Annotated in this window: 20 protein-coding genes and 6 pseudogenes; 14 read left to right on the forward strand and 12 right to left on the reverse strand. The window is 68.2% G+C overall.

Translation table 11 applies throughout. The features are described from left to right. Positions 1-84 precede the first annotated feature (84 nt). Positions 85-282, reverse strand: a pseudogene (locus tag ABT078_RS17750) (ISL3 family transposase); the annotation flags it as partial. A 456-nt stretch (positions 283-738) separates the two neighbouring features. On the opposite strand from ABT078_RS17750, the gene ABT078_RS17755 reads away from it, so the two are divergent. The 5 genes from ABT078_RS17755 (at position 739) to ABT078_RS17775 (ending at position 6,846) form a co-directional block, all read left to right on the forward strand. Next, on the forward strand, positions 739-1,380 hold the full coding sequence (locus ABT078_RS17755) for a hypothetical protein (protein ID WP_351228636.1): 642 nt from the start codon (positions 739-741) through the stop codon (positions 1,378-1,380). A 33-nt stretch (positions 1,381-1,413) separates the two neighbouring features. Further along, on the forward strand, positions 1,414-1,635 hold the full coding sequence (locus tag ABT078_RS17760) for a hypothetical protein (RefSeq protein ID WP_351228735.1): 222 nt from the start codon (positions 1,414-1,416) through the stop codon (positions 1,633-1,635). Then, positions 1,617-1,952, forward strand: coding sequence for a DNA/RNA non-specific endonuclease (locus ABT078_RS17765; RefSeq protein ID WP_351228727.1), 336 nt, complete (start codon positions 1,617-1,619; stop codon positions 1,950-1,952). Before ABT078_RS17760 ends, ABT078_RS17765 begins: the two co-directional genes overlap by 19 nt. A 763-nt stretch (positions 1,953-2,715) precedes the next feature. Beyond that, positions 2,716-5,775: a golvesin C-terminal-like domain-containing protein gene (locus ABT078_RS17770; protein ID WP_351228638.1), complete on the forward strand. Its 3,060-nt coding sequence runs from the start codon at positions 2,716-2,718 to the stop codon at positions 5,773-5,775. A 549-nt stretch (positions 5,776-6,324) separates the two neighbouring features. Beyond that, a complete protein-coding gene (locus ABT078_RS17775; protein ID WP_351228640.1) occupies positions 6,325-6,846 on the forward strand; it encodes an SMI1/KNR4 family protein in 522 nt (173 codons plus the stop codon). 165 nt (positions 6,847-7,011) lie between these two features. Here ABT078_RS17775 and ABT078_RS17780 read toward each other — a convergent pair. Both ABT078_RS17780 and ABT078_RS17785 read right to left on the reverse strand, forming a co-directional pair. Next, a pseudogene (locus tag ABT078_RS17780) lies at positions 7,012-7,113 on the reverse strand (IS5/IS1182 family transposase); the annotation flags it as partial. Positions 7,114-7,147: 34 nt separating this feature from the next. After that, positions 7,148-7,594 (reverse strand): anthrone oxygenase family protein, encoded by a 447-nt coding sequence (locus ABT078_RS17785; RefSeq protein ID WP_351228642.1) that lies wholly within the window; start codon positions 7,592-7,594, stop codon positions 7,148-7,150. A 91-nt stretch (positions 7,595-7,685) separates the two neighbouring features. Between ABT078_RS17785 and ABT078_RS17790 the strand changes: the two genes are divergently transcribed. Then, positions 7,686-8,264 (forward strand): TetR/AcrR family transcriptional regulator, encoded by a 579-nt coding sequence (locus tag ABT078_RS17790; protein WP_351228644.1) that lies wholly within the window; start codon positions 7,686-7,688, stop codon positions 8,262-8,264. 189 nt (positions 8,265-8,453) lie between these two features. On the opposite strand, the pseudogene ABT078_RS42710 reads toward ABT078_RS17790, so the two are convergent. Together ABT078_RS42710 and ABT078_RS42715 are read right to left on the reverse strand one after the other, a co-directional pair. Next, positions 8,454-8,738: pseudogene (locus ABT078_RS42710) on the reverse strand (Tn3 family transposase); the annotation flags it as partial. A 218-nt stretch (positions 8,739-8,956) separates the two neighbouring features. Continuing rightward, positions 8,957-9,573: pseudogene (locus ABT078_RS42715) on the reverse strand (DUF4158 domain-containing protein); the annotation flags it as partial. A 351-nt stretch (positions 9,574-9,924) separates the two neighbouring features. Between ABT078_RS42715 and ABT078_RS17810 the strand changes: the two are divergent. Beyond that, positions 9,925-10,158 carry a VOC family protein gene (locus ABT078_RS17810; RefSeq protein WP_351228646.1) on the forward strand — a complete coding sequence of 78 codons (234 nt, stop codon included), beginning with the start codon at positions 9,925-9,927 and terminating at the stop codon, positions 10,156-10,158. A gap of 21 nt (positions 10,159-10,179) precedes the next feature. Here the strand turns inward: ABT078_RS17810 and ABT078_RS17815 are convergent. Next, a pseudogene (locus ABT078_RS17815) lies at positions 10,180-10,806 on the reverse strand (IS5 family transposase); the annotation flags it as partial. A 272-nt stretch (positions 10,807-11,078) separates the two neighbouring features. Between ABT078_RS17815 and ABT078_RS17820 the strand changes: the two are divergent. The 3 genes from ABT078_RS17820 to ABT078_RS17830 all read left to right on the forward strand — a co-directional run bounded on the left by ABT078_RS17820 (position 11,079) and on the right by ABT078_RS17830 (position 12,370). Then, complete coding sequence (locus tag ABT078_RS17820) at positions 11,079-11,408, forward strand: ArsR/SmtB family transcription factor (protein WP_351228648.1); 330 nt, start codon at positions 11,079-11,081, stop codon at positions 11,406-11,408. Continuing rightward, complete coding sequence (locus ABT078_RS17825; RefSeq protein WP_351228650.1) at positions 11,405-11,884, forward strand: SRPBCC family protein; 480 nt, start codon at positions 11,405-11,407, stop codon at positions 11,882-11,884. Before ABT078_RS17820 ends, ABT078_RS17825 begins: the two co-directional genes overlap by 4 nt. Positions 11,885-12,157: 273 nt before the next feature. Beyond that, on the forward strand, positions 12,158-12,370 hold the full coding sequence (locus ABT078_RS17830) for a hypothetical protein (RefSeq protein WP_351228652.1): 213 nt from the start codon (positions 12,158-12,160) through the stop codon (positions 12,368-12,370). A 117-nt stretch (positions 12,371-12,487) separates the two neighbouring features. Here the strand turns inward: ABT078_RS17830 and ABT078_RS17835 are convergent, their stop codons facing one another. Beyond that, complete coding sequence (locus ABT078_RS17835; RefSeq protein WP_351228654.1) at positions 12,488-13,189, reverse strand: nucleotidyltransferase domain-containing protein; 702 nt, start codon at positions 13,187-13,189, stop codon at positions 12,488-12,490. Between the two features lie 174 nt (positions 13,190-13,363). Between ABT078_RS17835 and ABT078_RS17840 the strand changes: the two genes are divergently transcribed. Then, positions 13,364-14,023: a hypothetical protein gene (locus ABT078_RS17840; protein WP_351228655.1), complete on the forward strand. Its 660-nt coding sequence runs from the start codon at positions 13,364-13,366 to the stop codon at positions 14,021-14,023. 558 nt (positions 14,024-14,581) lie between these two features. On the opposite strand, the gene ABT078_RS17845 is transcribed toward ABT078_RS17840, so the two are convergent. Further along, complete coding sequence (locus ABT078_RS17845; protein WP_351228657.1) at positions 14,582-15,412, reverse strand: hypothetical protein; 831 nt, start codon at positions 15,410-15,412, stop codon at positions 14,582-14,584. 230 nt (positions 15,413-15,642) lie between these two features. Between ABT078_RS17845 and ABT078_RS17850 the strand changes: the two genes are divergently transcribed. Next, positions 15,643-16,338 (forward strand): hypothetical protein, encoded by a 696-nt coding sequence (locus ABT078_RS17850; RefSeq protein ID WP_351228659.1) that lies wholly within the window; start codon positions 15,643-15,645, stop codon positions 16,336-16,338. 25 nt (positions 16,339-16,363) lie between these two features. Here ABT078_RS17850 and ABT078_RS17855 read toward each other — a convergent pair whose 3' ends face one another. Together ABT078_RS17855 and ABT078_RS17860 are read right to left on the reverse strand one after the other, a co-directional pair. Continuing rightward, positions 16,364-17,020 carry a response regulator gene (locus ABT078_RS17855; RefSeq protein WP_351228661.1) on the reverse strand — a complete coding sequence of 219 codons (657 nt, stop codon included), beginning with the start codon at positions 17,018-17,020 and terminating at the stop codon, positions 16,364-16,366. Continuing rightward, positions 17,017-18,222, reverse strand: a complete 1,206-nt coding sequence (locus ABT078_RS17860; RefSeq protein WP_351228663.1) for a sensor histidine kinase — start codon at positions 18,220-18,222, stop codon at positions 17,017-17,019. Before ABT078_RS17860 ends, ABT078_RS17855 begins: the two co-directional genes overlap by 4 nt. A gap of 131 nt (positions 18,223-18,353) precedes the next feature. Here ABT078_RS17860 and ABT078_RS17865 point away from each other — a divergent pair. Next, a pseudogene (locus ABT078_RS17865) lies at positions 18,354-18,548 on the forward strand (ATP-binding cassette domain-containing protein); the annotation flags it as partial. Positions 18,549-18,665: 117 nt separating this feature from the next. Here the strand turns inward: ABT078_RS17865 and ABT078_RS17870 are convergent. After that, positions 18,666-19,811, reverse strand: a complete 1,146-nt coding sequence (locus tag ABT078_RS17870; protein WP_351228729.1) for an MFS transporter — start codon at positions 19,809-19,811, stop codon at positions 18,666-18,668. Positions 19,812-19,849: 38 nt separating this feature from the next. Continuing rightward, a complete protein-coding gene (locus ABT078_RS17875) occupies positions 19,850-20,416 on the reverse strand; it encodes a Chromate resistance protein ChrB (protein ID WP_351228665.1) in 567 nt (188 codons plus the stop codon). A gap of 71 nt (positions 20,417-20,487) precedes the next feature. On the opposite strand from ABT078_RS17875, the gene ABT078_RS17880 reads away from it, so the two are divergent. Then, positions 20,488-20,823: an ArsR/SmtB family transcription factor gene (locus ABT078_RS17880; protein ID WP_351228667.1), complete on the forward strand. Its 336-nt coding sequence runs from the start codon at positions 20,488-20,490 to the stop codon at positions 20,821-20,823. The last annotated feature ends 1 nt before the right edge of the window (position 20,824 follow it).

The raw sequence follows: 20,824 nt of genomic DNA on the forward strand, positions 1-20,824 counted from the left end.
CGAAGGCGCCTGCCGTCGTTGGGCCTGCAGGGGACCGTAAATCGTTCGGCCCTGTCGCACATTCGGTGGTGACGGAGGGCAACATCAGGCGAGCAGGATCCGGTGACGCAGCAGCGCGTATCCCGAGCGTCCGTACGTCGGGCGCTTGATCATCTTGGGCTTGGTGTTGACGCCTTGGGTGCGGCCATTGTGATGCGGGCAGTTCAGTGCGGTGGTCACGGCGTCGTGCTCCAGGTCGAGGCCGCGGGTGAAGGCGTGGAGGTGAGGCAGTTCGGCTGCCCTGGGGCACCGTCATCACCCCGCAGCATGCGCTGAGCTGCGACATTGCCCAGCCCGTCAGCCTCACCCCCGAGCTGACGAGGCGGTGGGGTGAGCGGCCGTTGGCCGCCGGCCCCACCGCCGATGCCGTGCAAGGAGGAAATAGATGAATCATCTCGACGTCGTCCGGCTGCTCGGTCTCGACGCTCCGACGCGGCCGGAGGGGGGCGGGTACGGGCAGGTAGTCCCCGAGGACTTCGAGCTGCTGGTCCAGGCGTTGCCGGAGGGGGTGATCGCGGGTTCCGTGCTGCTCGCACGGCCCGATCTGCCCGTGCTCTCCCTGGAGGACTTTACGCGGGATACCGCGCCGCGCGTCGCGAACATGCAGGAATCCCTGAGTAGCCGCGAGCAGGAGCTCTGGTTGCCCTCTACCCACAGCCCAACGGCATGGTTCCGTGGGGCCGTCCCGCCAATGATGGCGTGCTGCTGTGGGACACCAGCGCCCCTGATACCGCGGACTGGACGACCGTCCTCACGGATGCCGATTTCCAGCTGTGGCTGGACCTTCCTTTCTCCGCGTCGGAGTTTGTCGCGCGGGCCCTGCTGGGACGCCCCGAGGGAATTCCCGCATTCGAGACATACGAGGAATACGAGTCCGGATCGTGGTGGAAAGTCGCCGACGACAAGCGCGCGACTGCCACGGTGCTGGCGAACCGGGACATCGGCGCGGTGGAGGAAATCGTCACCAAGGTGCGGAGTATTGGTGTCCCCGGTGTCCGGCAGTACGCGGAAGAGCTTCTGGACCCGGCCGTGAAGGAGTCGTTCGGCGCGCTCCCGGAGGACTACCTGGCAGTCATGAGGGAGTTCCCCGGCGGCGTCATCGCCGGTGCCGGAGTGTTCCCCGTCGCATCCGGGCTGAGGTGGCTGGACGAGGGCCGAGGGTTCCTGCAGTGGGGGGAGGTGGAGGGCAAGGCGTTCGGCTGGCTCACCATCAAGAGCGATCCCCAGGACTGGCGGGTCGCGTACATCGAGCCTGACGGCACCGCGCTCACCCACCTGGAGGACCAGAACTTCGCCTCGTTCCTGCGGCGTCGGCTGCGGGGCAACAACTCGCTGTTCTGACGGGGGTGCACATGAGAGTGGGTTGATTGCCTGGTGACGGGCCGGGCATCGACCGAACCGGACTCCGAGGCGATGGACCGCCAGGTGCAACTGGCGGTCCGTCAGTTGCGCGACGTTGCGCAGCTGCGGGAACCGCACGGTGCGGCGGGCGAAAGCCTCGCCCTCTCCCTCTACGACAAGGGCCTGACTACCAACAAGGTCAGCGCGGAACTCAACGACTGGCTCGCAACCGGTCACTGGACCGGGGGCACCTGATCGCCAACCGGTTCGACGGCTCTGGTGAGGACATCCGAAACCTGGCGCCGATGTACCGCGACGTGAACCGGAAGGCGATGTCGACGGTGGAGGACGCGGTGGCCGAAGACATGAACAGCGGATACACCGTCTTCACGGTGAAAAGACCATCAGCCAGGCCACTTCAGGTGGAGGGGCAGCGCGGCCACACACCGAACTGCTACGGGCGACTAGCCTGCGGAACAGAGGCCGTCGTTCGGGCAGAACACAACCCCCGTGTAGTTGTGGCCAACCCGTATGGTCACGGGATTTGGGTCGGGGGGGAAGTTGACGTATGAATCCGCGTCAGCTGTAGCGCTGAAGTGGACCGTCGTCCCGATTGGGAAGCTCGCAGTGCAGGTGCCGGTCGGGTCAGGCGCCGGGTCACCGCCGTACGGATCCCACACCGACGTGTGGCAGTTGATCCCGGCGGGGTTGCTGGTGATGGTTCCGCCACCCCAGCCGTCACTGACGTACGCGTTCAGTTGCGCGGTGGACTGAGCCTGAGCCGGAGCGACGAAGCCGATCGCGGCGGCCGTAGCGAGTGCGGTGATGACTCCCGTCGCGCGCCAGGCGCGGTTTCGGTACATACTCATGGGCGGCCCCTCTGATCGAACCGACCCCCTGCGACTAGGCTATTCGCCCCCTTGGGGACCCACAAACCGGGCAGGTTTGCCGTCACCGCCGGCGGCGGTTGCTTCCGACGGCCGCAGACACTGTGTTTACGGAGACCGGGTTGTCCGGAGGTGCCTTCGATACGCCGTCGCCGACGCGCCCTTGTCGAGCCGCGCTGATGCAAGTCATGCTGGCAACTTAGTCGTGCCCTACGACACCACCGCATAGTTGGTGAGTGTCTTACTGCGTGACAACGCCCGCGCACAGCGGCGGACACCCACGGACGCCCATGGACGGTCGCCGCAGGTGAGCAGCGCCCGGGCCCAAGGTGGAGTGCCTACTCAAGTTGCTTCGGGACGAAGAGGTCGTGGGTTCAAATCCCGCCACCCCGACAGCTGAAACACCAGGTCAGGCCCGGTCTCCTTCATTGGAGACCGGGCCTGATTCGTGTACACCACGACGTCGGGCGAGCGGAAGACGACGTACACCTACGACAAGGTCGGCAACCTCAAGACGACGACCGAGCCGAAGGGCACGCTGACCACGGCGGACGCGACGGACTTCGTCACGACCAACTACTACAACGAGATCTACCAGCTCACCTCCGTCACCAACGCGAACGGGGACAAGGTCAGCTACGAGTACGACAACGTGGGAAACACCACCAAGGTCGTCGACCCGAAGAAGAACGCCACGTCCGACACGGCCGACTACAGCACCCTGACCGCCTACGACCTGAACCACCGGGTCACCACGGTCACGGACGCCATCGGCAAGACCAGCAAGAAGGCCTATGACAAGGACTCCCTGGTCGTCTCCACGACGGACGCCGAGAACAACACCACGCTCGTCAGCTACGACGAGCGGGGCAAGCAGACCGAGGTCAAGGTCCCGCGCAGCGGCACCTCGCCGATCGTCTACCGCACGACCCGGTACGAGTACGACCAGGTCGGCAACACCCCCAAGGTGATCACCCCGCGTGCCGTCGAGGCGGGGACGACCACGGCGTTCACCGCCCGTACCGAGTACGACGCGCTGAACCGGCCCAAGCGCCGGTACCAGCCGTACGACCCGGCGGACGCCCGCCACAACGACCCCAACGTTTACACCGAGACCGTGTACGACGACGCGGGCCGGGTCGCGAAGACCTCGATGCCGCCCTCGGAGGGGCAGACGGTCCGCAACAACACGGAGTACGCCTACTTCGACAACGGCTGGACGAAGAGCTCCACGGACCCGTGGGACATCGCCGCCACCTACGACTACAACGCCCTGGGCCAGCAGACGGCCAGGACTTTGACGTCGGCGGGCGGCTCCTCCAACCGCACGATGTCGTGGTCGTTCTACCCCGACGGAAAGGTCAAGTCCCGTTCCGACGACGGTGTTCCGGTGGGCAAGTCGGTGGTCCCGGTGGACAACTCCGACACCCAGCACACCTCTTCCACGGGTACTTGGGCCACCGGGGACATCACCGGGCAGCAGGGCTACGACCACCGCACCCACACGGCCGGTACGGGCACGGACGCCTTCACGTGGACGCTCGACATCCCCAAGGACGGCACGTACACCGCGTACGTGAAGTACCCGAGGGTGACGGGTGCCGCCACGACCGCGAAGTACACGCTGTCGCACGGCACGACCACCGAACCTGCGGTCACCAAGGACCAGAATGCCGGTACCGGCACCTGGGTCAGCCTCGGCAACTACGCCCTCAAGCAGGGCGAGGACACCAAGCTGAAGCTCGAGCAGAACAGCGCCGGCGTCGTGGTCGCGGACGGGGTCAAGCTGGGCGGTGACAACTCCGCGGAGACCGACACCGAGAAGCGGACCTTCAACTACGCCTACGACGTCAACGGCAACCTGACGTCGATCGACGACACGTCGTCCGGGGCGAAGGTCGACGCCTACGCCATCGCCTACACCGACCTCAACCAGGTCCAGAAGGTGACGGAGTCGCTGTACGGCGTGGAGAAGAAGGCGACGTCGTACACGTACGACGCCAACGGGCAGTCGGAGACGGTCACCCACCCCAGCCAGTTCTCCAAGTACAGCTACGACCTGCGGGAAAAGGTCAAGACGGTGTCCGTCGGCAAGTCCGCGACGGACAGCGCCCCCAAGGTCACGTCGTACACGTACACGGACCGCGGCCAGAAGCTGAGGGAGACCAAGGCCAACGACAACACCGTCGACTACACCTACTACCTCGACGCCGCGCTGAAGTCGACGACGGAGAAGAAGGCGGACGGCACCACGCTGGTCGCCACCCACACCTACGCCTACGACGCCAACGGCAACAAGGCGCAGGACGTCGCGAAGAAGATGAACGCCGACAACCGCTCGGCGTACCTCGACTCCACGACCGACTTCACCTACGACCCGGCCGACCGGCTCACCAAGTCGGTCAAGACGGGCAACGGCGCCGGTACCGAGACGTACGTCCACGACGACAACGCCAACGTCATCAGCCAGACCGTCAAGGGCGCCAGCACCACGTTCCAGTACGACCGGAACAGGCTGCTGACCGCGACGACATCGGGCGTCAGCGCCAACTACACCTACGCCCCCTTCGGGCGCCAGCAGTCGGTCATCTCCGGCGGCAAGGTCATCGAGCGGAGCGTGTACGACGGCTTCGACCACGTCGTGGAGTCCCAGAAGACGGACGCCGGCGGCGCGATGAAGTCGACGACGTACACCTTCGACCCGCTGGACCGCACCGCGTCGAAGACGGCGGACGGCAAGACCACCGACTTCGAGTACCGGGGCCTGTCCGGCGAGGTCCTCGACGAGAAGGTCGCCGGCGCGCTGACCAAGTCGTTCCAGTACAGCCCGTGGGGTGAGCGCCTGTCGCAGAGCAAGCACAACACCGACGGGACGACCGAGGACGGATACTACGGCTACAACAGCCACACCGACGTCGAGACCCTGACCGACAAGAACGGCGACACCAAGGCCACCTACGGCTACACCGCCTACGGCAACAACGACGCCACCGAGTTCACCGGCATCGACAAGCCCGAGGCCGGCCAGCCGGACAAGGAGGAGTACAACCCCTACCGCTTCAACGCCAAGCGCTGGGACGCCCAGTCCGGCACCTACGACATGGGCTTCCGCGACTACAACCCAGGCCTCAACCGCTTCACCACCCGGGACATGTACAACGGCGCCCTCGCCGACATGAGCCTGGGCGCGGACCCTTTACACCAGCAACCGCTAGGCCTTCACCGGCGGAAACCCGGTGAGCGGCGTCGAACTCGACGGCCACTGGTTCGCGCTTCCCGCGCTCGCCTACTGGGCGGCGGGGGCCCTGGGGCTCTCCCTCTACGCCGCGACTCCGGAGGGCCGGCAGGGCCTTCAGGACGCGGGGCAAGCCGTGGGCGACATGCTGCGGCCGTCCGCGGAGGAGGCCAGTTCCAGCGATTCGTCCTCCGAACCGCGTCCGGGTCCCACCCCCCAGCCGTCGCCGGGCCCCCAGCCCAGGCCTGCGCCGCGGACCACCGACACCAATAACCCCACGTGCAACACGGTGCCTCTGATCGACGGAGGACGGATCTACGGGGGTCTTGAGGAGTACACGGATCACCAGCGGAACAAGAGTTGCAGGGCGACCGGCGCCTTTGCGTTCCTGACCAAGAGTGACCGCAGGTCGCGCACCGGGGCGAACGGTATGCCGAAGTGCCCCGAATGCGAACTGTCCGTCCAGCCGGACGAAATGGGAGAAATCGCGGCAGGAGGAGGGAAGCCGCAGGCCGGCCACGATAGGTTACTGGGGCGCAGGCACCGGCCAGGATGTTCGAAACCTGGTTGCGTTGCATGGCAGGGCGAATGCAAGGATGGCCAGCAAGGTGGAAGCCTTCGGGTGGAAGCACTTGACGGGGGACAACAAACTGTTCATGTCGGTCGTTCCGATCTACGGAGATCCGCATTCGGCCGTTCCTGCACTCGGTCAGGTGGGAATGACCGCATACGGACCCCAGGGGAACATCGTGGACACTTTCTCGTGCACGGCGATCAACTCCCAGACCGGCATCGGCTCGAAGTGCTAGAAGGGGTCCAGTGGTGGCAACGCTTTCAGAGATCCAAGCCCTGTTGGGTGAACCCCGATTCAACTGGTCGGATGCGGCACCTTGGGTCGAACTGCAGCAGGAATTCGGTATCGAATTCCCTGCGGACTTCCGTGAGATCGTGGACGCTTACGGTTCGATCACGATCAACGGGCAGTTGTATCTGGAGCACCCCGCCGGCCATCTTCTGCACAGTCTGGGAAAAACCATCAGGGGGGATCTCGAGCTCTGGCGCGAGGAGGACATGGCAGAGTTCCTGCCCCGTCCGGTAGGGGCGAACCCCGGTGAGTTGATGCCGGTGGCGTCGGCCATGACGGGGGAATGGGTTTTCCTTCGCGTTCCTGACGGACCCTCGTTGCCCTGGCGCGTCCTGGTTCAGGAGTTGGACAGTCCGGCCCACACTCTCTACGAGATGACGTTCAGTGAATGGTTGCTGGCTTATCTCAGGGGTGAGGACGTGACGGTGTGTTCTCGCAACTTCGCGCCTGACCGCCCGTTCTGGGAATTCCTGCCCTGAAAGTGAACACGGTGGTATCTACTGTCCTGTGACAGTAGATACCACCGTGTGAACCCCTGGCGCCGACGGAACGATCAACGGAGCCCCACCATCCATTGGTGGGGCTCCATTGTTCGACGGTCATTCTTCCCGTCAACGATGGGGTAAGGCCGACCGGCAAATGGATCACTTGAGGCGTCGGGTGGTGGGTCGGCCGTCCCAGCGGTAGCGGCTCGTTGCTCGGCGGATCAGCATGCGGGGCGTGACGAGGGTAGCGGCGCGGTAGAGGGGTGCGCCGCCGGCGCGGGGCCGGCCGGCGGGCTCAGGCGAGGGCGGCGACGAGCAGGGTGAAGGCAGCGATGATGACGGCGACGCGGACGTAGTGAAAGCGGTCCCAGCGGTGCATCTGCTCCTTCCAGTCCTCGGGCCGGTTCTCGGGGGTCCACGTCTTGCCCTGGTTGTTGATCGGGACGAGCAGCAGGAGCGACATGATCACGCTGAGGATCAGCAGCGCGCCGGCGGTGACGACGAGGCCGGTGCCGTGGTGGTGCCATCCGGCGATGGCCCAGACCGCGACGAGGGCGAGCGAGCCGATGTACCAGACCGGCATCACGGCGCCGAGCATCCGGCCCCCGTGGCTGCGGCCGAGTTGGCCGCTGTCCTCGGGGAGTGCGCCGAGGATCGGGTTGATGACGAAGGCGACGGAGAACTCCACCCCCACCATCAGTCCGACGACCACGGTGGTGACGACCTCAAGTGCATCGAGCATGCTGATCCCTCCTGGTATCTAGCGCTGCTAGCTGATGAGGCAACGCTAGTACTACTGCCGCTCGCTTGTCTAGCGGTGCTAGGATCGAATCATGTCGGTACAGGAACGCAAGCAGCGCGAACGGGCGGAGCGCGAGCGCCTCATCGTGGCGACAGCCCGCGAACTCGCCGAGCAGCAGGGCTGGGACGCGGTCACCACCCGCCGGCTCGCCGAGCGCATCGAATACAGCCAGCCCGTCCTCTACAGCCACTTCCGCGGCAAACGCGAGATCATCGGCGCCGTCGCCCTCGAGGGCGCCGCCGAGATGGCCGCGGCGGTGCGGGCCGCGGCCTCCAGCGCGAACAGCCCGCGCGAGCGGGTCGCCGCCCTCGCCCGTGCCTACCTCGACTTCGCCGCACGCAACCCAGCGGTCTACGACGCCCTGTTCCAGCTCGACGGCGGCCTGGCCTTCGCGGACGAGGACACCCCGGAACCTCTCAAGGACGCCTTCGCCGCGCTGCTGGAGAGCCTCGGCGAGGTCGCCGGGGACGGCGTCCACCCGGGGCTGTTCACCGAGGTGTTCTGGGCGTCCCTGCACGGCCTGGCGACCCTGACCCGGGCGGGACGGCTGCCGCCGGAGGACATCGAGCCGAGGGTGGAGCTGCTGGTGGACCGGCTCGCCATGGTCTGACACACCAGCCCGGCGGGCACGCAGCCGGCGCCCTCGGGCCCCGCCGCTGCCTGCCTGCGGCAACGCTTCCGGTCACTCGCGTCCACACGGCGCAGCCGCAGATCGCCGGGCCCCGTACCCCAGACGGGCACCCGCCCCGGAAGCTGCGATGCTCATTGATCACGACCCGATACGCGCCCTAACGCCGCGTCATTCGCCGGTGCCCTCGTCGTCCCCGTCGAGGTCGACGGTCGCCGGGTCACGCAGTGGGCGCAGGCCCTCGCGTGGCGGGCGGGCGGCGAAGCTGTAGCGGCCCAGGAAGTTGAGGTTGGCGTGCTTCAGCGGGGAGACCCGGGCCACGTCCTCGTCCAGGACGTCATGCTCCCGCTCCTCGGGCGGCAGGGCCCGCAGGTGGTCGACGGCGGCGTCGAGGTAGCGCGTTGTCCAGAGCACGGCGGCATTGAGGACCAGGCCGAGCGCGCCGAGTTGGTCCTTCTGCCGTTGGGCTGGATCGCGAAGCTGAGCTTCGCGTCCTGCCCGGCCTCCTCCAGGCGCTCCGCCATCAACTGCAAGGCCGCATCCAGCGCTTTGACCCGGCCTTTGAGATGCTCCTCGACCGGCTCGTTCAAGCTCAGGCCCGCCAGGGTGTCCTCGCGCACCGCTTCCCACGCCTTGCCGTCCAGCAGCCGCGCCCGCGGGTCGGACCACCGGTCAACGCTCAGCAGCGCGTCCAGGTCCCCGGGCAGCGAGGCGTCCGCGCGGCGGGCCGCGTTCGCCACTGTGGCGTACAGCCGCTGCTCTGCTACCCCACGGACCTCCGCGACCTGCCGGACCAGCACGCTCACCCCGGGCAGCAGCACCCGGTTCCGGCGCAGCCAGTGCACCGACTGGTTGAACAGCGCCACCGGTCCCTCGGCATTCGTCCACGCCCTCCCGTGCAGGAACGTACGGAACAACCGGCCCCACTCAGGGTCTTCGTACAGGTGGTAGCCGTAGGCGTCCCGGATCTCTCACGCGTGCTCGTACGCCGTCTTCAGCCGCTCGGTGTACTGCTTGATGCACGAGACGTCCTCAATGCCAAGCTCCTGGCCGAGATGCTCGATGACCGGCCACGGCACCGCGAGCGGGTCCTCCAGGAACAACCCGACGTAGCGCACTGTGCACATCTGGAGCGCGAACCCAAGCCGGTTCTGATCCCCGCGCCGCTTGCCGATCAGCGCACGGTCGACGTCATCGAGGTAGAAGAACCTCTCCAGCTCGGGCCTCGTCGCTCCTCAGCGAACTTCCCGTACGCCTCGGCCTGCTCATCAGTCAGAAATTCCACCGGCACGGCCGGACCGTAGCCCCGCAGCGACCAGTTCAACCGAGCTTTGCCGAACCTCGGCAGAGCCGTTGGACGCTCTGCTAGGGCCTGTTGCGAAAGTGGATCGTCTGTCAGACCTGCCTGGGATGCTCCGAGCATGGAGATGACAGTGCAGCTGACGATCGACTGCTCCGATCCGCAGAGAATGGTGACTTTCTGGGCCGAGGCCCTGGGCTACGTGCCTGAGCCTCCGCCGGGCGGGCACGTCACGTGGCGTGCTTACTGGGCGGCGGTGGGGGTGCCCGAGGCAGAGTTGCCGGCTGGTGCCGGGGATATTCCGGAGTCGATCATCGATCCCGCGGGACGTGGACCGAGGGTGTGGTTCCAGCAGGTTCCGGAGCTGAAGGTCGCCAAGAACCGGTGGCACTTCGACCTGAAGGTCGGTGGGGGCGTGACGTCCCACTGGACGTCCGCACAGAGCGGGTCAAGGCTACGGTGGAACGGCTGGTCAAAGCTGGTGCCACCGTGCTGCGGATCGAGGATGAGCCGGACATGGGGCTCTACGCCGCCGCCATGCAGGACCCTGAGGGCAACGAATTCGACGTCGTCTGAGGGCCGTTGCGACGGTGCTGGTCACAGCCACTCGTTCACGGGTGCGACCAGCACAGTCGCCTCGTAGCGGACGGAGAGCTTGTCGTTCCTCGTGGCGACTGCCCTGTGCCTTTTGAGTCGGTTGATCCCGCACTCGACCGCATGGCGCTCGCGGTAATCCAGCACATCGAAACGCGGCGGTCGGCCGCCACGGGAGCCGAGCTTCCTGCGGTTGCGGGCCTGGTCAGCCTTGTATGGGATGGTGCAGCGGATTCCACGGCGGCGCAGGTAGGCGCGGTTCTTGCGGGAGGAGTACGCCCGATCGGCGCGTACTCGATCGGGGCGGACGCGTGGCCGGCCCGATCCGATGCGGGGTACGCGGACATTCTCCAGCACGGGCTCGAATTGCGGCGAGTCGCCGCGCTGCCCGGCCGTCGCCACGATCGACATGGGCTTCTGGCCCTGCTCGACAGCCACGTGCAGCTTGGTGGTGAACCCGCCACGTGAGCGTCCCAGCCCGTGATCACAGGGCTCGGCCAGCACTCCGCCGGGTGGCTCCTTCTGTAGGTCCCCCTGCTTACTGGCCCCTGCCGCATGCTGATGGGCGCGACACACTGTGGAATCGACGCTCAGGTCCCACGTGATCCCGCTCTTCGCGTCGGCCTGGGAAGGAGTGGCGGGGCCTGGCCACCCGATACGACAAGACGCCCACCAGCTACCTCGCCGGACTCCACTTACGCGGCGCCGTGATCTGGCTCCGCAGCCTCCGACCAGCCACATGATCCGAACCTGGAACAGTCTCTGGCCAGGCCGACAGCGGGGCCAGGGCGGTGTAACAGGCGATGCAGACCGGGAGAGGTCCGCTGGACTGGTCGGAGCTTCGACGCGGATCAGCAGACCCGGGTTGCCTTGCGTTATTCGTAAGTCTAGGCTTACCGTTCGTGGCGACTTACGAAAGTGACGATCCCTGGAGCGCCCTCGGGGACCCCACCCGCCGGGCGATCATGGAATGCCTGGCCGAGCGGCCGCGAGCGGTCGGGGAGCTCGCCGAGGAGCTGCCGGTCAGCCGGCCCGCGGTCTCCCAGCATCTGAAGGTGCTCAAGAACGCCGGTCTGGTGGCGGAGCGGAGTTCCGGCACGCGCCGGATCTACCGGCTCAACCCGGCGGGCGTGGCCGCCCTGCGCGACCAGCTGGACACCTTCTGGAACAGGGCGTTGACCGGCTACCAGGACGTCGCCGAAGAGAGCGAACAACGCAAGGAGCAGTCATGAGTCAGGCACCAGCCGCAGTGGTACGTCGACAGATCGTCGTCGACGCGCCGGTCGAGCGGGCCTTCACCGCGTTCACGCAGCGGTTCGGCGACTTCAAGCCGCCGGAGCACAACATGCTGGGCGCGCCCATAGCCGAGACCGTCTTCGAAGGCCGGGTCGGCGGCCACATCTACGACCGCGGGGTCGACGGCAGCGAGTGCCGCTGGGCCCGGGTGCTCGCCTACGAGCCGCCGGACCGTATGGTGTTCAGCTGGGACATCGGTCCGACCTGGCAGATCGAGCAGGACCCCGAGAACGCCAGCGAGGTCGAGGTCCGTTTCGTGGCCGAAACCCCGGACCGTACCCGGGTGGAGCTGGAGCACCGGCACATCGACCGGCACGGCCCCGGCTGGGAGGCAGTGTCCGGTGCGGTGGGCTCGGACGAGGGCTGGCCGCTGTACCTCGAGCGGTTCGCCGTGCTCCTCAAGGAGAGCTAGGCGCGCCGACGCCTCTGCGGTGAGCGGGTCTGCTCACCGCAGAGGCGTGAGCATCGCTTGGCGAGGCGGCGGGCGAGTCTTGGCACGGCTGTGCCGACAAGGAGCACGGCCAGCCGCAGCACGACGTCCACCCAGGGATCTTTGAGGGGTTTGTAGGTGGCGGAGCCGCCAGACGATACGTGAGCCCTCTACCTCCAGGCCCTGCCTGCCAGCACCCCCGCCATCAACCAGAACTCGCCCTGGCTCTTCCCCGGCCGCCGCGCGAGCCAGCCCATGAATCCCGCCACCCTGCGTGACGCGCTGCGGGAACTCGGCATTCCGGTCGAGAAGGGCCGCACCTCCGCCATCCGCCAGCTCGTCCTCCAGGCCCCGGCGCCCGTCATTGCCCAGGCACTGGGCTACCACGACAAGAGCACCACCCGCATTGCCACCGACGCCGGAGCCCTCTGGAAGAACTACGCACCCGGCGATCACACACGGCCATGAACTTCCGTCAACGCCCGGATGCCGCAGCGACCGATTCGATGACACCGCGCCAAGTCCTGCGATAGCCCTCGCGAAGAGGCCCGCCGACAAGAGCGAGGATCTGTGATGCAGCGTCGATCATGGGCATCGGGTCTCCCGACGTGCACAGCCGCAGGTGTCCTTCGAGCAGGGCGGCCCCACGCTCCCCGTCCGCCTCCAGTAGGCGCCGCGGCAGCCACTTCCCGCCGCCGATGTCGGGTAGGCCCTTGCCTGGTGGTAGTCGCAGAGCAGATCTGCCGCGGCACTGAGAACGAACCCGGCCACCGCGAGACGCTCGATCCGGTCGCCAGCATCGGCGAGATCGTCCAGAGCATCCGTCAGCCCATACCTCTTCGTCTCGACCATCTCCGGTGCCAGCGCCAGAGGACCATTGCGGAGGTCCGCCTCAGCCCGGGCACGGGCGCGGCCGGCCTCCCCAGCGGCATCGACCAGGACGAGGCCCGTGGCATACACGCTCTGCAGGACCGCACGACGTGCAGCGACGTCCGCAGCGAAGAGATCCGCGAGACCGGCACGGGTGTGGATGAACAGCTCCACGACACGTCCCTCGAACCGGATTGTCTCCCGGCAGGTCTTGCCGCCGTCCCCGATGAGCACTGCGATGTCCAGGTCACTGCTGGCAGTGGCTCGCCCCGCAGCCACCGACCCGCCAAGGACCGCGGCAAGCGCATTGGGGAAACGGTCACGCACGAGGCGTCGGGCCTGGTCGATGGGGTCCGCGTTCATGGCGATCAGGGTTTCAGGAACCTTGATCGATGGCGACCAGGTTTCCGTCACCACGGCTTGACGGCTACGAACCGTGACGGACCCGAAAGCACGGAGGACCTATACAGACCAACCCAATAACGATCCATACCAGTCCCATGGCCGGTGTTGTGAGGGTGCGGCGACTGTGGGGCCGGTGCGGCGGATGTCAGTGGGCTTCGCTTGGATAGCTCCGTGTCGGTGCATGAAGTGATCAAGCGGCTGCCCACCATCGCGACGGTCCGCGATCGGTCCAGGGCCCTGGCGATGTTGGATGCCGTTCTGAGCCCTGAGTGGGAGTGGAGGTACTACTCCTTCGATTCCGGCTGGTCGCCGGGCGAGGAGATGGCCTCGATGAGGGACGGCGCCGGCAACGACTTCGCCATCGTGTTCTCCGCTGCTGGGGTGTATGCCCAGGCGTGCGACCACGAGTCGCCGATGTCTCCGTATCGCGTTTCGCCCCCGGCCCCCTGGCCTGGGCTCTTCGACTCGGTCCCTGACGTCTTTCGTCCCCATGTAGATGAGCCCGCCTTCGCCGACCACAACGGACTGCCCCGAGCGACCGTCTGCTTCTGGCGCGAGAGCTCCGACAGCCAGAGGAGGTGTGGCGAAGTCGTTGTGCCGACCGAGGACATGGACGACGCCGACGGTGCTGAGTGGTTGTTCGATGTGCTCATCGCGGGCAGTGCCGATGCCTACCGGGAGTTCGCCGAGGAGGTCTACGAGGTCACGCTGGACCTTGATGCGGTCCAGGCGGTTTTTGATCTCAAGCCGCTGACCCAGGAGATCGTCTCGGCGTTGAACCCGGAGGTGGCACTCGGTGATCTGGCCAAGGACATCGCCCAGATCGGTTACCCGACGACCGCATGAGCGCCGGCGGCCAGCGTGACGCGGCCGGCCCTGTCGGGCTTCATTCGGGCGGGCCAAGGCGGGATTCCTCCGGTGCGTCGGTGGCATCGAGGGCTGGCCGAGGTCAGTCAGCAGCTTCTCGATGCGGTCGGCGGTGCATCGGAGGCGTTCGGCCTCGCGGTCCCAGCCGTGGTTGGCGGCGTCGGTGGCGAGGGCGTGCTCGACCTTGCGCCGTGCTCGCAGCCGCGGCGCGTAGGCGGGTGTGGTGACGAACTTCGCGCAGGTCAGGTAGAGGTCGCACTCGCAGGGGCCCTCGGCAGGCAGCCGGAGGCAGTGGCCGAGTTCGAGTTGGGTCTTGAAGAAGTTCGTCTTCAGCCAGTCGACGGCCTCCTCGGGCAGGGCTCCGGACTTCAGCTCCGCGGCAGCCGGGCCTGCGATGTTGGCGCCGGGTTCGAGGACGGCCTTGTATTCGCGTAGGACCTGGGGCTTGAGGCTGGTGAGCTCGCATGTTGAGGTGTCGCGTATTCGCCAGTGATGCCCTGGCTTGGTCATTGTGAGTTGTCGTTGGTGCCCTGTCGATCAGTCTGTGCGCTCTTGGCTTGGGACGTAGGGCGGGATCGTCCAGCGCATCGTTGTCTGGCCCTCGGGGCCACGTTGGAGAGTCACGGGATAGACCTGCCCGAAGCGGCGTTCGCCACGATGTCTCATCGAGTGGTCGCCGCTGTCCCAGTTGATTCCCACCACCGGGCAGCCGACGACCTCGATGGCGCCGATCTGAAGCGGGTGGGTCCAACTCGCGCGGTTGAAGCGGTGGAAATCGGTGTGCTCATCGACCGCGACCATGACGCCCCGGCCCTGCTCGTCGCCTTCCCAGGCGTTGAGGGCGTCGGCGAGCTCCTCGGCGTCGTCAAGAGGCAGGTCGAGCCACCCTCGCACTTGGCTGCCGTGCTGAGTGATCAGCTCTCCGTCGAACTGAAGGTGGGCGGCCTGCGCGTAGCCACCCCAGTAGGTGACGTCGGCAAGACCGTCGGTGGACGGATGTCCGTCTCCGGTCCAGGAGTCCAGTGCGACCGCGTCAGCGAGCACCATGCCGCACCGGTCGACCGGCAGGTCGCCGAGAACGATCGGTTCGTCCCCTGCGGTGCCGACCCATGGCAGGCCGAGATCCATCTCAAGGACCGCGATTGTCGGTCGTCCGTCGAAGGGAGACGCCGTCGCGCTGGCCCGGACCGGCAACGGCCTGTCATCCGCTGCGGGAACCGCGACCATCTCACACATCCAGTCGTGGACATGCCCGCCGCCGATCGACGCTGCGGCATTTGCGCGCTCGGACAGCGGTTGGCCCAGCTGTGGCCAGTGGTCGATCCACGATGCCATCCCCAGCACGATGACTCCCGACGGCGCCGTCACGACTCCCAGGTCAATGTCAGTCTCAGCCATCCGGCGATTGAACCTTCCTCCAGCTCTCAGGATCAAGGCTTCGACGACCAGGTGGGTGGTGGTCGAGGGCCCGGTCGCCGGCCGCGAGTCAGGTCAGGAAGGCGTCGGCCTGGGTGATCTGCTGTCTGGCCTCGTGGGTGGGAGAGCGTCCGAGCGGCCCGGCTTCGGCCTTCCCCCGCAGGCGCCGCAGTTGGTGCCAGGTGGCGAACGGCGAACCGGTGCAGGAGCTGGTGCCGGGCGGGATCCTCGACGGCCGCGAGGCGCTCGGCGAGCCAGCGTTCATAGGGCAGGAGTCGCCGGTCGGCTGTGGGCAGGACGTTGCTCTCCATGAGCAGGTCGCGCAGGTGGGCGGCCGTGCGCCAGTGTTCCTGCCGCTGCAGGCCCTCATGGGTGAGCGGGACGCGACCGGCTGCCAGGTCCTGCAGGAGGCGGATCACGTCGGGGCGGCGGAGCCAGATCAGCCTGCTCTTCGGACGGTCCAGTTCCAGGAGGAGGATCATGAGCGGCGCCAGACGCGGGTGGACCTGACCGGTGCCGTCGTCGAGGAGGCCGGCGAGGCGGTCGGACAGGGTGCAGCGTTCGCAGAGCCGTTGGCCGAGCAGCATCCCCTCGAAGCCGCAGCGGTTGCAGAAGAAGTCGCGACTGACCCCCGCACAGTCGCGGCAGATCGGGACACCGCGCAGGCTGAGGCCGCGCAGGGCGAGGGTGGAGGCTGCGGTCCAGGTGGGGACGGCGAAGCCTGCAGCGACGGTGCGGCCGGAGGCGGGGGAGGCTTACTGGTGAAGAGGCAGTGTTCCTGCCTTGCGCTGTTCCGCAGTCGGCAGCCTGGCGTGACGTGGCGGGACGCCTGTGTTCAGAAGTGGGCAACGCTGCGCTTCTGGGCTGTGGGCCAGTAGCCTGTAGCCGTCCGGGTAGGCGTCCCTATCCCCGCGGCGCGGTCACCAGCCTCAGCTCGTACGCCATGATGACCAGTTGCACCCTGTCCCGCGCGTCCAGTTTTGTCAGCAGCCTGCTCACATGGGCCTTCGCCGTGGCGATGCTGATGTGCAGATGCGAGGCGATCTCCGCGTTGGACAGGCCGCGGCCGACCAGGGTCAGCACTTCCCGCTCGCGGGCGGTGATGCCCTCCACCGGTCGCGGCGGCGCGACGGCGGCGGGCCGGGCCGCGAACTCTGCGATCAGGCGGCGTGTCACGCTCGGCGCGATGAGGGCGTCGCCTGCGGCGACAGTCTCGATCGCGGTGAGGATCTGGTCCATGTCCATGTCTTTGACGAGGAAGCCGCTTGCCCCGGCTCGGAGCGCGCCGTAGACATACTCGTCGTCGAACGTGGTGAGGATGAGGACCTTCGGTGGTGTGCTGCAGCTCGCGGTGATCCGCCGGGTGGCCTCGATGCCGTCCATGCCGGGCATCCGGATGTCCATCATCACCACATCCGGCGACAGTTGGTCGGCGAGCCGTACCGTCTCCTCGCCGTTCGCCGCCTCCCCCGCGACCTCCAGCCGGGGGTGGTCGGCGATCAGCACCCTCAGCCCATGCCGGACCAGTGGCTGGTCGTCGGTGAGCAGCACCCGGGTCATCTGACCGCCGCCGGCACCGGGAGCCGCGCCGCGACGCGGAAGCCGCCTTCGGCGCGCGGTCCGGCCGTGAACGCGCCATGCAGAAGCGCCGCTCGCTCCCGCATGCCCGTCAGCCCGTAGCCGGCGGCGCCGGGCAGGCCGGACAGGCCGCGGCCCTCGTCGGTGATCTCGATGGACAGGTCGTCCTCCCGGCAGTCGACGGTCACCCGGCAGGCGTTGGCGCCTGAGTGGCGCACCACGTTGGTGATGGCCTCCTGGATGATGCGGTACGCGGACAGCTCGATATCCGCCGGCAGTAGCCGCCGTTCCCCTCGCCAGTCGATGTCCACCCGCACGCCCGCATCCCGGGTCCGCTCTGCCAGCCCGTCGAGATCGTCGAGCATCGGTGCCGGGCCGAGCGGGGCACCGTCCCCCGGGTCCGCCTCCCGCAGCACGCCAAGCATCCGGCGCAGACCCGCCAGAGTGTCGCGGCTGGTGTCCTCGATGGCGGCGAGGGATTTGCGGGCCTCCGACGGCTGGGTGTCGATGATGCGCCGGCCCATCCCGGCCTGGATGGCGATGACGCCGATGCTGTGCGCCACCATGTCGTGCAGTTCCCGAGCGATCCGCAGCCGCTCCGCGGTGACGGCCTGCTCAGCGCCCCGGGCCCGTAGCGCAGCCGTGTGCTGGCGGCGTTCGCGGACCGAGTAGCCGGCCGTCCAGGCGGTGCCCATCATCAGCGCCAGGAAGGCCGAGGCGGCGAGGAACGACGAGGAGCCCTCCCGGTAGTAACTGGCGCCCCCGATCTGCACTCCGAACGCCACCAGTGCGGCGACGGCCGCCGTCAGCCGCGACCGGGTGGCGGCGATCCGTCCGACGGTGAGATCGGTGAGCACGGCCTGCAGAGACGCGATCTGCCACGCCTGCGTCTGCGCGGGCGGCATGCCGTAGATCCCGCCCTGGCCCGCGGCCATCGCCGAGTCCGCCCGCACGATCGCCGCGAAGGAGACGGTGAGCAGCAGCACCAAAACGGGCAGCGGCCGACGCAGCACCAGAGGCAGCAGCAGTACGGAGGGCAGCGCGGCCAACAGCAGGCGCATACCCGTCAGTTCGCGGCCGGTGTTCAGCACGACTACGTACAGCAGGACGACGTATGTGATGCCTGAGCACCAGGCCAGGATCTCGACAAGGAGCGTCCGCGGAGCAGCCAGCGGGGCTTTCATGCGCCGATCATAGGCACGCGGCCCGCCCCCGGCATCGGCCCACAGGCGTACTCCCCGGGGCTACCCCGGGCGCCCGATCGTGGCCGACGGTCCGACGTCCGAACGGGATCCGACCCGGCAGCGTGGACACCGTGATCGAAGCAACCGAACTCACCAAGCGCTACGGCGAGACCACCGCCGTCGACCGCCTGTCCTTCACCGTGCGTCCGGGCGTCGTCACCGGGTTCCTGGGCCCGAACGGTGCCGGCAAGACCACGACGCTGCGGATGGTACTCGGGCTGAACAAACCCACTGGCGGCACCGTCACGGCCGACGGGCAGCCGTTCGGCGACCGCCCCCGCGGCCTGCGCTGCCCGACGAACACCACTGCCTTGTGGGGGGTCCCAGCGGGCCGCCCCGGTTTTCTGAAGACCGCCGGGCGGGCGCCGGTGTCGCGTGCGCGGCTATTGCCGTGCGGGGGCGGTGCGGCGGTGCGCGGCCAGGGTGAGGAGCGGGCCGATGGCAAGGAGGGCGGCGAGGGCGACGAATCCGTAGGTGAGGGTGGTTGCCGTGGCGACGGCGGCGACCAGGAGGGGGCCTCCGGCGTCGCCGAGTTCGCGGCCGAGTTCGGCTGATCCCATGGTCTGGCCGAGGCGTTCAGGCGGGGTGGCGGCGGCGAGGGCGGTGAAGCCGAGCGGGGTGATCAGGCCGGTTCCGGCGCCGATCAGGGCCGCGCCTGTGAGGACGCCGGTCAGGCCGGGGAGCATGGCGCAGCCGAGACCGGCTGCGGTGATGGTGAGTCCGGTCGCGAGTCCGGCGCGGGTGGTGATGCGGCCGGCGTCCAGGGCCCGGCCTGTGTAGGGCTGGACGAGTGCGGCGGTGGCGGCGAGGGCGGAGACGGCCGCGCCGGTGGCCACGGTGCCGAGTCCGGCCGCGGCGCCGGCGACGGGCAGGAAACCGACGCCGACGGAGAGTGCGGCGGTCGCGCCCGCCAGGGCCGCGGTGGGGGCGAGGAAGGTGCGGGAGGTGAGGCGGCGGGCCAGGTCGAGCACGGTCTGGCGGGACTTGGGCAGGGGGGCCAGGGCGGGGACGGCGAGCGTGGCCCAGGCGGCGACGGCCATGGCCAGGACGGCCATGACGGTGAACAGCAGGCGCAGTCCGCCGGCCCAGACCAGGACGCCGCCCAGGAGCGGGCCGAGGGTGTAGCCGAGGGACTTGTAGAAGCCGTAGCTGCCGAACGCCCGGCCGTGCTTGGCGGCCGGGTTGAGCCGGGCGACCAGTGCGGAGGCCGAGGGGGAGAACGCCGAGGCGGCGGCGCCCTGACCGAGCCGTGCCGCCCACAGCCAGCCGGGGCTGTCCGCCACCGCGTACAGCGCGGAGGCGGCCGCGAAGGCGATCAGGCCGCCGAGCAGCACGGGCTTGGCGCCGACCTTGTCGGCGAGGGTGCCGAAGACCGGCTTGAGGACCACCTCGGCGCCGTCGTACAGGGCGAGCAGGCCGCCCAGGACGAGGAGGGAGGTGACCGCGTCCTCGGAGAAGCCGCCGAGGTTGGCGGCGATACCGTGTGCGCCGAACGCGGTGGTGAACCCGGCCGCGTACAGCGGCCACATCGCCCGCCGGCCTCCGGTACTGGGGGTGTCGTGGGCGGTCACGCGTCCCGCCCATCGGCCTGGTGCAGGGCGGTGAAGACGCGCTCGGCGTAGTCCTCGCATATCACCGCGCACTGCTTGAGCCGCTCGGCGGCCTCGGCGGCCTGCGGAGCCCCGAACACATCACGGGCCGTCAGGTCCCGGTGCCAGCGGCGCAGGCGTTCGAGGCTCTGCTCCTCTTCCTCCAGCTCGGCCAGGGTGAACTTGCCGATCCGGATCTCCTTGGCGATCTCCGCCTCGAACTTGGCGCAGTCGGCGAGGAACTCCTTCCAGTCCTCCGAGCGCGCGGCGGTGAACATCGCCTCGAAGCGTGCCTCATCCTCGGCGGAGCGCCCGGAGGCGTTCAGCGCCACGGTCTGGCCCTCGGCCCGCTCGGTCAGCTCGACCGCCCGTCGCACGCCGTCGGCGAAGACCGGCACGTCCGGCACGGCCCAGATGCCCTGGCCCAGCGAGAGCGCGCCGACCTTGCGCAGCCCCCGCCAGACCGCCACCCGGTGCCGCGATGGGTCGGCGGGCAGCTTGATGACGAGGACGAGCCACCGTATCCCTGTCCCATTGCTTGTCACGCCGGAGAATGTAGCAGGCGTTACATCGATCCACGGTTTTCTGAATTCAGGATGAGCTGTACTGTAGTGGTGTGCTGACTCTCGCTTCCGAGGCCGAGGTGCTGGCGCGGTTCGGCCGCGCGCTCGCCGACCCGATCCGCTGCCGCGTCCTGCTCGCCCTTCGCGAAGCCACCTCCTACCCGTCCGATCTCGCCGACGCGCTCGGCATCTCCCGCACCCGGCTCTCCAACCACCTCGCATGTCTGCGCGACTGCGGCCTGGTCACCGCTGTGCCCGACGGCCGCCGTACCCGCTACGAGCTGGCCGACGAACGCCTCGGCCACGCGCTGGACGACCTGCGCAGCGCCGTGGTGGCCGTCGAGACCGACCGCACCTGCGTCGACGCCGACGAGAAGGGTTGCTGCTGAC

Origin of the sequence: Streptomyces sp. NPDC002133 (genome assembly GCF_040296405.1) — a bacterium.
GTDB lineage: Bacteria > Actinomycetota > Actinomycetes > Streptomycetales > Streptomycetaceae > Streptomyces.